This window comes from Amycolatopsis sp. cg9 (genome assembly GCF_041346945.1).
Taxonomy (GTDB): Bacteria; Actinomycetota; Actinomycetes; order Mycobacteriales; family Pseudonocardiaceae; genus Amycolatopsis.
In genome coordinates this window covers 7,658,785-7,671,729 of sequence record NZ_CP166850.1, presented here as the reverse complement: position 1 = coordinate 7,671,729, position 12,945 = coordinate 7,658,785, and the positions used below count along the sequence as shown (strand labels likewise).

The following is a 12,945-nucleotide window of genomic DNA, read 5'->3' as shown; positions in this document are numbered from 1 at the left end:
ATCTGAGCACAACCCAGTGGGTGATGTCCAGACCAGTGAGCGGAACTGTCCGGACAGATCAGCGGCCGGTGACGCCGTCGAGCTGCTCGCGCCGGATGTCGGCGTGCCCCGCGTGCCGGGCGGTCTCGGACGTCATGTGCGCGAGCACCCACCGGAGGGTGTGGGCGGTGCCCTCGACGGGGACGGTCATGTCCACGTCGCCGGGGTCTTCGCCGCCGGCGACGTGGTGCCCGAACCAGACCCGCTCGGCGAGCGTGAGGTGGTGGACGAGCCCGAGCAGCGTGGTGCCGGACCCGACGAGGACCTCGCGCAGCTACTCATCGGTCAGCCCGTCGGTCTTCTTCAGGACGGACTCGCGGGCGAAGGTCAGGAACGCCGTCGCGGTGTCGAGCTCGCCGCCGTCGTTGCGCGGCACCGGTTTCCGCCGGGTCTCGGCCACGGGCCCACCGCGGTGCTCAGCCCGAGTCGCGAACCACCAGTTCCGGGTCGAAGATCACCGATTCGGCGCGCAGGTCCGGGTCGGCCATCCGGTCCAGGACCATCCGGGCCATCGCCGCGCCCATCGCCTCGACCGGCTGGCGGACCGTCGTCAGCCGGGGCCGGCAGCTCAGCGCGACCCGGCTGTCGTCGAAGCCGACCACCGCCACGTCGGCCGGGACGCGCCGGCCGGCTTCGCGCAGCACCGTCAGCGCGCCGTAGGCCATCAGGTCGTTGGCCACGAAGAGCCCGTCGAGGGCCGGTTCCTCGGCCAGCAGGCGTTCCATCGCCCGTTCGCCGCCGTGCTCGGTGAAATCGCCCTCGGCGACCGCCACGTACGCGTGGCCGTGGCGGGCCATGGCGTCGCGGAACCCGGCCAGCCGGTCCTGGCCGGCCGGGGTGCCCGCCGGGCCCGCGATCGTCGCGACGCGCCGGCAGCCGCGCGAAACGAGCCGCTCGGCCGCGAGCCGGGCGCCGTCCTGGTGGGCGACGTCGACGTAGCACACCGGCGCCGGGCGGGCGGGCCGCGCGAACAGCGCCGTGGGCACACCCGCGTCGGTCAGCGTGCTCGGCAGCGGGTCTTCCGCCGGGTGCAGGGAAATCAGCAGGACGCCGCTGACCTGCTCCTGGCGCAGTTTCGGGACCAGCTTGGCGCGTTCGGTGTCGCTGTCGACGAGCATCAGCAGCGGGTGCAGCCCGTGCGGCCGCAGGCAGGAGACGACCCCCTCGACGACGCGGCCGAAGAAGGGGTCGCCGAAGACGCCGCCGGTGAACGCTTCGACGTGCCGCTCCGGCTCCGACACCACCAGTGCGATCCCGCCCGTGCGCCGGGTGACCAGCGAGCGCGCCGCCCGGTTCGGGACGTAGCCGGTGTCGGCGATCGCGCGCTCGACCGTCTCGCGCAGCTTCGGGTCGACGTTGCGGACGCTGTTGACCACGCGGGACACCGTGGCCCGCGAGACGCCGGCGACCCGCGCGACGTCCTCCAGGGTGGGCGGCTGCGTCGTCACCCGTCCTTTGTAGCACGCTGTGAGAGCGCTCTCCCAGTACCGCGCCGATGACAAATGTCATGACGGCCCGGTGCGGGACGGCACTGCCCCGGCGGCGGCCCGCGCACGAGCATTTCCGGCATGACCACCACGACTCTCACCGCCGGGTTCCGGCCGGTGCTGCTGCTCACCGGCGCTTACGCCGCGCTCTCCGTGCTCACGCTCGCCGTGATCGTCCTGTTCCGGAACCACCCGGCGGTGGTGACCGACGCGGTGTGGGTGCGCGCCACGCTCGTCGTCGCCAGCTCGCTGCTGACGTTCGGCTTCGCCCGCAGCGCCGCCCGCGGCTCGCGGAAGGGGCTGTTGCGGCTGCGGATCGTCTCGGCGGTGATGCTCGTGGCGATCGCCGTCATCGTCGCGCTGCCCGGGCTGTTCCCGCTGTGGCTGCGGCTGGAACAGGGCGTCTGCGGCCTGCTCCTCCTCGGCGTCACCGTGCTGATCACCCGGCGGCGGGCGCGGTAGCGTCGTGCCGGTGGACGGGGCGACGGACGTGCAGCGCTGGGTGCGCGGCTGGCGGCTGCGGCTGCTCGACGCGGGCATGCTCGTCTACCCGGCGGTGACGCTGGCGGGCGTGCTGCAGCACTCTGCGGGCACCACCGCGGTGGTGGGCTGCGGGGTCGTGGCCGCGTTCGCCGCCGGGTACCTCCTCGCCGCGGCCGCGGCGGCGCGCCGGGCCACGCGGCCGTTCTGGGTGCTCACGGGTACTTGTGCCGTGCTGTTCGCCGTCGCGCTCCCCTTCGCCCACGCCGACGCGTTCTTCCTCGCCGCGGTCGTCCTCTCCCTCGCCGTGCCCCGGCTCCCTCGGTACGTCGCGGTCGTCCTGGTGGCGGTGGCCGCGCTCGCCGCCGTCGTCGTGCCGTGGCCGGGCGGGCCGGGCTGGACGCAGGCGGTCGCGCTCGTGTTCACCGTGCTCATGGTCGGCGCGTTCGCCGAGGCGATCCGGGCCAACACGGCGCTGGTCGCGGCCCGCGCGGAGGTCGCGCGGCTGGCGTCGGAGGCCGAACGCGCCCGGATCGCCCGGGACCTGCACGACCTGCTCGGCCACTCGCTCACCGCGATCACCGTGAAGAGCACCCTGGCCCGGCGGCTCCTCGACGCCGACGGCGCCCGCGCGGGCGAGGAGATGACCGCGGTGGAAACGCTGGCCCGCCAGGCGTTGACCGAGGTCCGCGCGGCCGTGTCGGGCTACCGGGAAGTCTCGCTCGCCGGCGAGCTCGCCCGCGGCCGCGAGCTGCTGCGCGCCTGCGGGGTCACCGCCGACCTGCCCACGGCCACCGACGTCGTCGCGCCCGCGCACCAAGAGCTCTTCGGCTGGGTGGTGCGCGAAGGGCTGACGAACGTGGCCCGGCACGCGCGGGCGAGCCGGTGCGCGGTGACGCTGTCGGCGTCCACCGTGGAGGTCGCCGACGACGGCGTGGGCGGCTCGCCGGCGGACGGCTCCGGGCTCGCCGGGCTCCGCGAACGCGTCACGGCGGCGGGCGGGTCCCTCGCCGCGGGACCGGCGGATCCGCGCGGCTGGCGGTTGCGGGTGACGGTGTGACCATCCGGCTGCTGCTCGCCGACGACCAGGAACTGGTCCGCCAGGCGCTGTGCGCGCTGCTCGCGCTCGAGGACGACTTCGCGGTGGTCGCGTCGGTCGGCCGCGGCGACCAGGTCGTCGCCGCGGCCCGCGAACACCGGCCCGACGTCGCGCTGCTCGACATCGAGATGCCGGGCCTCGACGGCCTGGCCGCCGCGGCGGTGCTCGCCGCGCAGGTGCCGGACTGCCGGGTCGTCATGCTCACGACGTTCGGCCGGGCCGGCTACCTGCGCCGCGCGATGGAGGCGGGCGCGGCCGGGTTCGTGGTCAAGGACGCGCCGGCCGAGGTGCTCGCCGACGCGATCCGCCGCGTCCGGGCCGGCGAGCGGGTGGTGGACCCGGCGCTGGCGGTCGCCACCCTGGCGGCGGGCGAGTCCCCGCTCACCGCCCGCGAACGCGACGTCCTGATCACCGCGCGGACCGGCGCGACGATCGCCGAGATCGCGTCCCGGCTCTACCTGTCCGAAGGCACGGTCCGCAACTACGTCTCCGCGGCGATCACGAAGACCGGCGCACGGAACCGCGTGGAGGCGGTCCGGATCGCCGACGAGCGGGGCTGGCTCTAGCGCGGGTCCGACGGCTGGCCCCCTCGGGACCGGGCGATGCAGCGGAGGCCGGGAAGGGCCGCAACGTATGATCGCGGCGAGGACGAAGGCCAGGCCGAACTTCCGGCACGGCGTGCGGAGGGGGCAGGGTGTTCGGTCGGAAGAAGAAGCCCGGCCACCTCGACAATGTGCTGGAGCAGCTCAGGCCTGACCTCGGCCGGGAATCGCTCGGCGTCGGGCCCGCCTTCCCGGGCGTCGCCCCGAACCCGCTCCTGAGCGGTGACGCGAGGAAGCGCAACGCGGAACTGCGTACCGGTGCGCTCGCGCTCGGCGTTCTCGTCGACTGGCGGGAGGTCAACAGCAATCCGCGCGTGGTCCTGATGTTCGACGTGGAGACCGCCGACGGCCGCTCGTTCCGCGGTATCGCGGACGAAGACCTCACGATCACCGAGCTCACCCGGCTCGCCCCGGGACAGACGTTGCCCGTGCGCTACCGGCCGGCCGTCATGGACCACTACGTCGCCGTGGCCCGGGACGCCGACCCCGCCCGTGTGCGGCAGCTCTCCGACGAGATCGCGCGCCGCAAGCGAACCTGACCGAAGCCACCGGCCGTTCGCGGCCGGCGCGTGCCCTAGGAGTTCTCGTCGAACGGGATCCCGGCCGGCTTGGCCTTGGCGAGGTTGCCGGCGAACTGGTCGTCCTTGATGCCGAAGGTCGCGCTCCCGAAGTCGGCCTGGACGAGCTTGTCCCGCAGGCCGGCCGGGTAGCCGTCCCAGCCGACGAGCGCCGGGTACTGCCAGGTGCCCTGGTGGTTCTCGGGCGGGTCGTCGTTGCCGTTGGCCGCGCGGAAGCAGTGCGTCGAGCCGCCGTCCTTGTGGTAGACGACCTTCGCGTGCGTGCCTTCGAAGCGCAGGCTCGCGCGGTCGTGGACGGCGAAGCCGCCGTGCTGGGAGGTGGCGACGTACTCGACCTGGTTGTCCTTGACCCAGACGACGACGTGCTCCCAGTCGTGCCGGTGACCGGCGCTGCCCGGGCCGAGCGAGGCTTGGTCCTTTTCGAAGTAGAGGGTGAACATCACCGCGCACCAGCCGTTGTCGCACTTCTGGCGCGAGTAGGAGTTGGTGGTGTCGAGGTCCCAGGAGTCGCGGCAGTGGCCGTTGGTGTCCCCGCCCAGCGCCAGCCCGGGGGCGAGGGTGCCGTCGGGGCCGATGGCGGGGGTCGGGTAGCAGCCGTCCCGGTCGTAGTCGAAGGCCGGCTGGAACGTCTTTTCGAAGTCGGTCGCGTTGACGGGCAGGGCGCCGGGCGGGTCGGCCCGAGCCGTGGCCGGGAAGAGGACGGAGAAGGCCAGCGCGCCGGCGGCAGCGGCGGCCAGGGTGCGGGGTGCCATCGCGGCTCCTGATCGTGGGTCGGTGAATTTCCGACCAGGCTCGCGGGGTTGCCCCGGATCGGCAACCGCGGTGGCAGGAGTCTGCCCGGCTGCCGCTTTCCGTGGGGCACGAACGCGCAACCCTGGTTCCCCGGCCGGGCCACGGCTAGGTTGGGAGCATGCCCGAACCGATCCTGATCTCCATCGCCGCCGCCCTGGCGGCGAAGGGTGCGACCGGCCTGTACGACGTGGTGAAACGCAAGTTCGCCAAGAACCCCGCGGCCCTCGCGGAACTGGAGGCGGCGTCGGTGGCCCCGACGGACACCCAGCCGATCCGCGCGCTGGCCGAGCGCTTGGAGACGGCCGAGGCCCAGGACCGGGAGTTCGCCGAGGAGCTGCGGACGGAGTGGCGGAAGCTCCCGGAGAGCGGGGCGACGTACGGCGGCGTGCACAACACGGTGACCGGCAACGTGACGGGGAAGGTCATCCAGGCCGGCGACGTGCACGGCAACATCAACCTTTGAGCCGGGCCTCCGCGGCGTCCCAGTCCCCCGTGCCCGACGGCTCGTAGCGCCGGATCTCCTGCGTCTCCCGCACCAGCGCCCGCATCGCTGCCAGGTCCGGCAAGTCCTCCCCCAGCGCCCGGGCCTGGACCAGCACGTTCCCCAGCGCCGCCGCCTCCACCGGGCCCGCCAGGACCGGAACCCCGCACGCGTCCGCCGTCGACTGGCAGAGCAGTTCGTTGCGGGCGCCGCCGCCCACCAGGTGGACCACGTCCACCTGACGTCCGGTCAGCTGGGCGGCCGAGCGGATCGTGCGGCGGTGGGCCAGGGCCAGGCTGTCCACGATGCAGCGGACCATCGCGGGCCGGTCCGATGGCGGGCGTTGCCCCGTCGCGTGACAGGCGGCGACGATCCGGGCGGGCATGTCGCCCGGTGGCAGGAACTCCGGGGCGTCGATGTCCACCACCGCCGCCAGCGCCGGTGAAGAAGCCGCGGCGGAGAGCAGCGGGGGCAAGTCCGAAGTGGACCACGTGCGCAGCGTCTCCGACAGCACCCACAGGCCCATCACGTTGCGCAGGAAGCGGATCGTGCCGTCGACGCCGCCCTCGTTCGTGAAGTTCGCCGCCAGGGCCGCGTCGCTCAGCTCCGGTGTGGGCAGCTCCAGGCCGGCCAGCGACCACGTGCCCGACGAGATGTAGGCGAAGTTCTCCCCCGGAGACGCCGGGACCGCCACCACCGCCGACGCGGTGTCGTGGGAGCCCACCGCGATCACGGGGAGCCCGGAAAGCTCCGAAGCCGTGCCGACCACCGTGCCGGGGTCGCGCAGCGGGGGCAGCAAAGCCGGCGGGATCCCGACGCGTGCGGCCAGCGAAAGCGCCCACGTCCGCGCGCGCACGTCGTACAGCTGCGTGGTCGACGCGTTGGTGCGCTCCGCCCCGATCGAGCCCGTCAGCCAGTAGTTCAGCAGGTCCGGGATCAGCAGCATCGCCGACGCCGCCTCGAGCCGGTCGCCCTCGGACAGCAGCTGGTACAGCGTGTTGAAGGGCAGCTGCTGCAACCCCGTGACGTCGTACAGCTCGCGGGCGGACACCGTCGCCGCCACCTTCGCCGGGATGCCGTCCGTGCGGGGGTCGCGGTAGCAGATCGGGTTGCCGAGCAGGGCGCCGCGGTCGTCGAGGAGGCCGTAGTCGACCGCCCACGAATCGATGCCGACGCCGTCCACCGCGCCCGCGTCGCGGATCCCGGTCAGGGTCTCGCGGTAGAGCCCCAGGACGTCCCAGTACAGCGCCGGGCCGGCGCGGACGCCGCCGTTCGGGAAGCGCCGCACCTCCTCGAGGCTCAGCGTCGACGGGCCGGCGGTGCCGGCCATCACGCGCCCGCTGGACGCACCCAGGTCGACGGCCGCGACGCGCTTCACGGGCGCACCACGGTCAGCTCCAGGCCGAGCAGGTCCGCGACGGCCGTCAGCTCGGCGGCGCGGTGGCCGGTGCCCAGGGCCCAGTGGTGCGCGATGCCGCTGGCCGACCAGGCGTCGGTCCACTCGCCCGGGTCACAGCCGAAGTCGACGCGGGAGGTCGTGTTGCCGATGCGCAGCAGTGGTCCGCGTACGACCGTGCCTTCGGACGCGATCAGCGAGAACGTCCCGTCGCGCCGCTGGCCGAGCCCGCACAGGGTGACCGGGCCGGGCTTGACGTCGAACTCCACCGACACGCCCCAGCCCCGCTTGCCGTGGTAGACGCCGAGGCCGCGCAGCAGCGGCTTGCGGGCGCTGATCCCGAGGTGCGCCGGGCCGTCGTGGCCCATCTCGACGACGCCGTCGTGGAAGTTCAGCGCCTGCAGCTCGGTGAACGAACCGCCGGCGCCGAGCCGGTCCATGATCAGCATGGCCAGCGACGTGCGCAGCTCGTACTCGCCGACCGCGGGGATGCCGCGCGCGGTGAGCAGGGACGCGCCGAGGATGAAGCCGGCGCCGACGCGCTCGTGCGTTTCGCCGTCGAGACCGCGGTGGTAGTAGGCCAGCGAATCCAGCGAGAAGTCCTCGACGAGCCGGTCGAGCGCCACGGAAACCCGGGCGCCCCAAGCGAAGTCTTCGGCCACGACGGAATCGTCCACGGTGAACACTTCGCGGGCCAGCTCGACCCGCGACGCCGTCTCGTCGTCGGACACCTTCTCCACCCGCACCCGCAGGTCGTCGACCTCCAGGATCTCGACGTGCCCGCCGAGCTGGGCCGAGACCAGGGTCGGATCGGTGGCGACGTCCATCATGCCCGGGTAGAGGTGCCCGAGCAGGCCGTGGCGGCCGTGGCGCAGCGCCGCGCGCACTCCGGCCGCCTTGATCCAGCGTTCGATCCGGGTCCACGCCCGGGGGTCTTCCAGGTACCCGGACACCGACCGGAACTCGACGCCCAGCCGGCGGAACGCGTTGGCCATCTCCGGCAGCGGGCAGGCACCGCAGTAAGCAAGCCAGGCGCCGGTGTCGAAGGACTCGTGGTCCATCGACTCGGTCGGCTGCAGGTTGAGCAGCAGCACCGGCGCGCCCGAGCGCTGCGCGACCGGTGCCAGCATGCTGGACGTCAGGTACGTGGTGAGGAACCCGATGATCAGGTCGCACCCGGCGACGCGCAGCTTCTCCGCCGCGGCCGCGCCTTCGGCCGCGTCCGAGACGAACCCGGCGTCGACGACCTCGCAGTCCAGTTCGGACAGTCGCGAAGAGACGCGGCGCGCCGACGCCTCCAGTTGCGGCAGCAGCGAAGGGAACTGCGGCCAGTACGCCCCGAGCCCGCCGGAGACGAGGCCGACGCGGGTGCGGCGCGGGGTGATGCGGTCGAGTGTCATCGGATCTCCTACCGGAGGAACGCGGCGGCCACCCCGGCGTCCACCGGCACGTGCAGCCCGGTGGTGTGGGTGAGGTCGCCGCCGGTCAGGGCGAACACCGCGGCCGCGACGTGCTCGGGCAGCACCTCGCGCTTGAGGATCGTGCGCTGGGCGTAGAACTCGCCCAGCTTCTCCTCCGGGACGCCGTAGACGGCGGCGCGCTGGGCGCCCCAGCCCCCGGCGAAGATGCCCGAGCCCTGGACGACGCCGTCGGGGTTCACGCCGTTGACGCGGATCCCGTGCCCGCCGAGCTCGGCGGCCAGCAGCCGCACCTGGTGCGCCTGGTCGGCCTTCGCGGCCCCGTAGGCAACGTTGTTCGGGCCCGCGAACACCGCGTTCTTCGACGAGATGTAGACGATGTCCCCGCCGATGCCCTGGTCGATCATCGCCTTCGCGCCCGCCCGCGCGACCAGGAAGGACCCCTTCGCCATCACGTCGTGCTGGAGGTCCCAATCGCGTTCGGTGGTCTCCAGCAACGGCTTCGAGATGGACAGCCCGGCGTTGTTGACCACCAGGTCGAGGCCGCCGAAGGCGAGCACGGTCGCGTCCACCGCGGCCTGGACCGCGCCGGCGTCGGTGACGTCGGCGGTGACCGCGATGCCGCCGATCTCCGCGGCCACCTCGGCCGCTGCGGAGGTGTTCAGGTCCGCGATCGCCACGCAGGCGCCCTCGGCCGCGAGCCGGACGGCGATGGCCTTGCCGATGCCCGACCCGGCCCCGGTCACCAGTGCGATCCGCCCGGCCAGGGGCTTCGGCTTCGGCATCCGCTGCAGCTTCGCCTCTTCCAGCGCCCAGTACTCGATCCGGAACTTCTCGCTCTCCGGGATCGGCGCGTACGACGAAACGGCCTCCGCGCCGCGCATCACGTTGATGGCGTTGACGTAGAACTCCCCCGCCACCCGCGCGGTCTGCTTGTCGCGGCCGAAGGAGAACATCCCCACGCCGGGGACGAGCACGATCGCCGGGTCCGCGCCGCGCATCGCCGGCGAATCGGCCACCGCGTGCCGCTCGTAGTAGGCGCGGTATTCGTCGCGGTAGGAAGCGTGCAGTTCCTTCAGCCGCGCGACGACGTCCTCGAGCGGCGCGGTCGCGGGAAGGTCCACCACCAGGGGCCGGACCTTGGTGCGCAGGAAGTGGTCCGGGCACGACGTACCGAGGGCCGCCAAGGCACCGAGCTTTTCGCGCGAAAGGAACTCCAGCACGACGTCGCTGTCGGTGTAGTGGCCGAGGACGCGCTGGTCGGTCGAAGCCAGCCCGCGGATCACCGGGGCCAGCGCCGCGGCGCGTGCGTGCCGCTCGGCTTCCGGCAGCGCCCCGAACCCCGGAACGACCGGTCCGAACGGCTCCGGAGCACCCCGGGAAGCCAGGAACTCCTCGGCGGTGCGGATGATCTCCAGGGAGTTGCGCTCGCACTCCTCCGAGGTCGAGCCCCACGCGGTGATGCCGTGCCCGCCGAGGATGACACCGATGGCCTGCGGGTTGGCGGCCTTCACCGCGGCGATGTCGAGGCCCAGCTGGAACCCCGGCCGGCGCCAGTCCACCCACGCCACGCGGTCGCCGAAGCACTCCTTCGTCAGCGCCGGGCCGTCGGCCGCCGTGGCCAGCGCGATGCCCGAGTCCGGGTGCAGGTGGTCGACGTGCGCGGCCTCCACGAGACCGTGCATCGCCGTGTCGATCGACGGCGCCGCGCCGCCCCGGCCGTGCAGGCAGTAGTCGAACGCGGCGACCATCTCGTCCTCGCGCTCGACCCCCGGGTAGACGTCCACCAGGGACCGCAGCCGGTCCAGCCGCAGCACCGCGAGACCGGCCTCGGTCAGCGTGCCGAGGTCGCCGCCGGAACCCTTGACCCACAGCAGGTCCACCGGCGTGCCGGTGACCGGGTCGGTGACCGAACCCTTGGCGGAGGTGTTGCCGCCGGCGTAGTTGGTGTTCCGGGGGTCGGCGCCGAGCGCGTTGCTGCGCGCGACGAGTTCTTCCGGGACGGTCATGCTCATGCTCCCCACCCGGCCTGCGTGCCGCCGGCGCGCTCGGCCACGATCTTCTCCTGGTACCCGCTGCGGTGGTAGGCCGCGACCGGGTCCGGGTCGAGCCCGGCGTCCGCGCGCAGCTCGCCCAGCAGCGGCCGGACGTCGGTGTTGTAGGCGTCCATCAGCACGGCGTTGGCCTCCAGGACGTTGCCCGCCTGCTGGGCCGCGCGCAATGCGGTGCGGTCGACCAGCAGAGCCTTGGCCGTCGCCTCCTGGACGTTCATCACCGACCGGATGATCGCCGGGATCTTGGCCTCGATGTTGTGGCACTGGTCGAGCATGAACGCGATCCCGTACGACGGGTCGAGGGCCTCACCGCGGACGATCTCGTACATGATCCGGAACAGCTGGAACGGGTCCGCCGCGCCCACCATCAGGTCGTCGTCGGCGTAGAAGCGCGAGTTGAAGTCGAACGCGCCCAGCTTCCCGGCCCGCAGCAGGAACGCCACGATGAACTCGATGTTCGTGCCCGGGGCGTGGTGGCCGGTGTCGATGCACACCGTCGCCTTCTCCCCCAGCTCGACGCAGTGGGCGTACGACGTGCCCCAGTCCGGGACGTCGGTGGCGTAGAACGCGGGCTCGAAGAGCTTGTACTCCAGCAGCATCCGCTGGTTTTCCCCGAGCCGCTCGTACGTTTCGCGAAGCGCCGCCGCGAGCCGGTCCTGCCGGTCGCGGATGTCGTCCTGGCCGGGGTAGTTGATGCCGTCGGAGAACCACAGCTTCAGGTCCCGCGACCCGGTCGCGTCCATGATGGAGATGGCTTCCAGGAGGTGGTCGGTCGCCTTGCGGCGGATCCCGGCGTCCGGGTTGGTCACCGAGCCGAGCTTGTAGTCCTCGTCCTGGAACACGTTCGTGTTGATCGCGCCGATCTCGATGCCGAGGTCCCGCGCGTACGCGGTCAGGGCACCGAAGTCGTCGACGCGGTCCCACGGGATGTGCAGCGCCACGCTCGGCGCGACCCCGGTGAACCGGTGCACCGTCGCGGCGTCGGCGATCTTCTCCTCCGCCGTGCGCGGGACGCCGGGTTGCGGGAACACCTTGAACCGGGTGCCCGAGTTCGCGTACGCCCACGACGGCGTCTCGATGCGCTGGGCCCGCAGGGCCGCTTTGACATCCACGGCGATCACTGTCCTTCCCGGACGTCGAGGTGGAAGACCTCGTCGAGCAGCTGGAACCCTTCATCCGGCGCGGCGCCGTCAAGACCGGTGAAGAACTCCGCCATCTCCGCCTGCCAGCGGGTGTTGACGTCGGTCTCCGCCATGGCGGCCCGCGCGGCTTCGAGGTCGTCCGCCTCGACGTACCCGATCAGCAGGCCGTCGTCGCGGAGGAACAGCGAATAGTTGCGCCAGCCGGTGTCGTGCAGGGCCTGCCGCATCTCCGGCCACACCGCTCGGTGCCGCTCGGCGTACTCGGCTTTCCGGTCGGGCTTGACCTGGAGGCAGAAGCAGTACCGTGGCATCAGAAGTTGAACTTGTCGATGTTGTTCGCGTCGAACGTCGTCGGCGGGCCGAGGACGATCTCACCGCTCGCGCCGATCGTGTAGTCGCCGAGCTTGCCCGCCTTGAACTTCTCGCCTTCCTTGCCGGTGATCTGGCCGGACTTGAGCGCGACCCCGGCGTACGCGGCGAGGTAGCCGATGTCGGCCGGGTTCCACAGCGCGAACTGCTTCACGGTGCCGTCCTTGACGAAGGCGCGCATCTGGTTCGGCGTACCCAGGCCGGTCACCGCGACCTTGCCCTTGTAGCTCGACGAGCTGACGTAGCGCGCGGCCGCCGCGATGCCCACGGTGGTCGGCGAGACGATCACCTTGAGGTTCGGGAACGACTGCAGCAGGCCCTGGGCCTCCTGGAACGACTTCTGGTCGTCGTCGTTGCCGTAGGCGACCTTGTCCAGCTTGATGCCCGCGTACTCCGGCTTGGCCAGTTCCTTCTTCAGCACCTCGATCCAGGCGTTCTGGTTCGTGGCGTTAGGCGTCGCGGACAGGACCGCGATCTCGCCGGACCCGCCGGAGAGGTCCTTCGCCTGCTTCGCCAGCGCCTCGCCGATGCCCTGGGTGGTGGCCTGGTTGATGAAGACGTCGCGGCAGTCCTTCGCCGCGTCGGAGTCGAACGCGACGACCTTGATGCCGGCGCTGCGGGCCTGGTTGAGCGACGGGCACACGGCGTTCGGGTCGTTCGCGGCGATGCCGATGACGTCCTGCTGCTGCTGGATCAGCGTGTTGATGTAGCTGACCTGCGACGACGCGCTGGCGTCGTTCGGCCCGACCAGCTTGTACTCGCCCTTCAGCTCGCCCAGCGCCTCCTTGCCGCCGCTGACCTCGATGTCGCTGTAGGGGTTGTTGAGCTGCTTGGGCAGGAACGCCATCTTGACGCCCTCCTGCGCCGCGGCGTTCGGGTTCGCCGCGGCCGTGGACGCACTCGCGCCGGAACCGGCGTTGTCGTTCTTGGTCGTGCCGCCGCAGGCGGCCAGGACCAGCACCAGCCCGGCCGACACTGCGCCGGTGAGGAACCGTCGGGACATCTTCG

The 12,945-nt window shown here is 72.3% G+C and carries 16 protein-coding genes; 5 read left to right on the top strand and 11 right to left on the bottom strand.

Annotated elements, in window-relative coordinates:
- Positions 1-58: 58 nt before the first annotated feature.
- Genes AB5J73_RS35595 through AB5J73_RS35585 form a run of 3 tightly spaced genes read right to left on the bottom strand, consistent with a single transcriptional unit; the run spans position 59 to position 1,487 of the window.
- Positions 59-313, bottom strand: coding sequence for a DUF664 domain-containing protein (locus AB5J73_RS35595; RefSeq protein ID WP_370973435.1), 255 nt, complete (start codon positions 311-313; stop codon positions 59-61).
- On the bottom strand, positions 314-439 hold the full coding sequence (locus AB5J73_RS35590) for a hypothetical protein (RefSeq protein WP_370963197.1): 126 nt from the start codon (positions 437-439) through the stop codon (positions 314-316).
- A gap of 16 nt (positions 440-455) precedes the next feature.
- The gene (locus tag AB5J73_RS35585; RefSeq protein WP_370963196.1) at positions 456-1,487 is read right to left on the bottom strand and encodes a LacI family DNA-binding transcriptional regulator; all 1,032 of its coding nucleotides are present in this window, start codon (positions 1,485-1,487) and stop codon (positions 456-458) included.
- Between the two features lie 120 nt (positions 1,488-1,607).
- Between AB5J73_RS35585 and AB5J73_RS35580 the strand changes: the two genes are divergently transcribed.
- Positions 1,608-1,988 carry a hypothetical protein gene (locus AB5J73_RS35580; RefSeq protein ID WP_370963195.1) on the top strand — a complete coding sequence of 127 codons (381 nt, stop codon included), beginning with the start codon at positions 1,608-1,610 and terminating at the stop codon, positions 1,986-1,988.
- Positions 1,989-2,072: 84 nt separating this feature from the next.
- Here AB5J73_RS35580 and AB5J73_RS35575 read toward each other — a convergent pair whose 3' ends face one another.
- On the bottom strand, positions 2,073-2,225 hold the full coding sequence (locus AB5J73_RS35575) for a hypothetical protein (RefSeq protein WP_370963194.1): 153 nt from the start codon (positions 2,223-2,225) through the stop codon (positions 2,073-2,075).
- A 13-nt stretch (positions 2,226-2,238) separates the two neighbouring features.
- On the opposite strand from AB5J73_RS35575, the gene AB5J73_RS35570 reads away from it, so the two are divergent.
- From AB5J73_RS35570 to AB5J73_RS35560, 3 genes are all read left to right on the top strand, one after another.
- Positions 2,239-3,066, top strand: a complete 828-nt coding sequence (locus tag AB5J73_RS35570) for a sensor histidine kinase (RefSeq protein WP_370963193.1) — start codon at positions 2,239-2,241, stop codon at positions 3,064-3,066.
- On the top strand, positions 3,063-3,671 hold the full coding sequence (locus AB5J73_RS35565; RefSeq protein ID WP_370963192.1) for a response regulator: 609 nt from the start codon (positions 3,063-3,065) through the stop codon (positions 3,669-3,671). Before AB5J73_RS35570 ends, AB5J73_RS35565 begins: the two co-directional genes overlap by 4 nt.
- Positions 3,672-3,799: 128 nt before the next feature.
- Positions 3,800-4,246, top strand: coding sequence for a hypothetical protein (locus AB5J73_RS35560; protein ID WP_370963191.1), 447 nt, complete (start codon positions 3,800-3,802; stop codon positions 4,244-4,246).
- Between the two features lie 35 nt (positions 4,247-4,281).
- Here AB5J73_RS35560 and AB5J73_RS35555 read toward each other — a convergent pair whose 3' ends face one another.
- Positions 4,282-5,037 carry an NPP1 family protein gene (locus AB5J73_RS35555; protein ID WP_370963190.1) on the bottom strand — a complete coding sequence of 252 codons (756 nt, stop codon included), beginning with the start codon at positions 5,035-5,037 and terminating at the stop codon, positions 4,282-4,284.
- 158 nt (positions 5,038-5,195) lie between these two features.
- On the opposite strand from AB5J73_RS35555, the gene AB5J73_RS35550 reads away from it, so the two are divergent.
- A complete protein-coding gene (locus AB5J73_RS35550) occupies positions 5,196-5,540 on the top strand; it encodes a hypothetical protein (protein ID WP_370963189.1) in 345 nt (114 codons plus the stop codon).
- On the opposite strand, the gene AB5J73_RS35545 is transcribed toward AB5J73_RS35550, so the two are convergent.
- Genes AB5J73_RS35545 through rhaS form a run of 6 tightly spaced genes read right to left on the bottom strand, consistent with a single transcriptional unit; the run spans position 5,530 to position 12,940 of the window.
- Positions 5,530-6,888 (bottom strand): rhamnulokinase family protein, encoded by a 1,359-nt coding sequence (locus tag AB5J73_RS35545; RefSeq protein WP_370973433.1) that lies wholly within the window; start codon positions 6,886-6,888, stop codon positions 5,530-5,532. The two genes, AB5J73_RS35550 and AB5J73_RS35545, sit on opposite strands and share 11 nt — an antisense overlap.
- 44 nt (positions 6,889-6,932) lie before the next feature.
- Positions 6,933-8,354, bottom strand: a complete 1,422-nt coding sequence (locus AB5J73_RS35540) for an arabinose isomerase (protein WP_370963188.1) — start codon at positions 8,352-8,354, stop codon at positions 6,933-6,935.
- A gap of 8 nt (positions 8,355-8,362) precedes the next feature.
- Entirely contained in the window at positions 8,363-10,381 is a 2,019-nt protein-coding gene (locus AB5J73_RS35535; RefSeq protein ID WP_370963187.1) for a bifunctional aldolase/short-chain dehydrogenase, read from the bottom strand.
- 2 nt (positions 10,382-10,383) lie between these two features.
- On the bottom strand, positions 10,384-11,547 hold the full coding sequence (gene rhaI, locus AB5J73_RS35530) for an L-rhamnose isomerase (protein ID WP_370963186.1): 1,164 nt from the start codon (positions 11,545-11,547) through the stop codon (positions 10,384-10,386).
- A complete protein-coding gene (locus AB5J73_RS35525) occupies positions 11,544-11,879 on the bottom strand; it encodes an L-rhamnose mutarotase (protein ID WP_370963185.1) in 336 nt (111 codons plus the stop codon). Before AB5J73_RS35525 ends, rhaI begins: the two co-directional genes overlap by 4 nt.
- Entirely contained in the window at positions 11,879-12,940 is a 1,062-nt protein-coding gene (rhaS, locus tag AB5J73_RS35520; protein ID WP_370963184.1) for a rhamnose ABC transporter substrate-binding protein, read from the bottom strand. The genes AB5J73_RS35525 and rhaS overlap by 1 nt, the downstream gene beginning before the upstream one ends.
- Positions 12,941-12,945 lie beyond the last annotated feature (5 nt).

Excerpts from the sequence above, each read along its gene's own strand:
- rhaS (WP_370963184.1), bottom strand. The coding sequence starts at position 12,940 with ATGTCCCGACGGTTCCTCACCGGCGCAGTGTCGGCCGGGCTGGTGCTG.
- AB5J73_RS35550 (WP_370963189.1), top strand. The coding sequence starts at position 5,196 with ATGCCCGAACCGATCCTGATCTCCATCGCCGCCGCCCTGGCGGCGAAG.
- AB5J73_RS35555 (WP_370963190.1), bottom strand. The coding sequence starts at position 5,037 with ATGGCACCCCGCACCCTGGCCGCCGCTGCCGCCGGCGCGCTGGCCTTC.
- AB5J73_RS35545 (WP_370973433.1), bottom strand. The coding sequence starts at position 6,888 with ATGGCCGGCACCGCCGGCCCGTCGACGCTGAGCCTCGAGGAGGTGCGG.
- AB5J73_RS35540 (WP_370963188.1), bottom strand. The coding sequence starts at position 8,354 with ATGACACTCGACCGCATCACCCCGCGCCGCACCCGCGTCGGCCTCGTC.
- AB5J73_RS35580 (WP_370963195.1), top strand. The coding sequence starts at position 1,608 with ATGACCACCACGACTCTCACCGCCGGGTTCCGGCCGGTGCTGCTGCTC.
- AB5J73_RS35525 (WP_370963185.1), bottom strand. The coding sequence starts at position 11,879 with ATGCCACGGTACTGCTTCTGCCTCCAGGTCAAGCCCGACCGGAAAGCC.
- AB5J73_RS35535 (WP_370963187.1), bottom strand. The coding sequence starts at position 10,381 with ATGACCGTCCCGGAAGAACTCGTCGCGCGCAGCAACGCGCTCGGCGCC.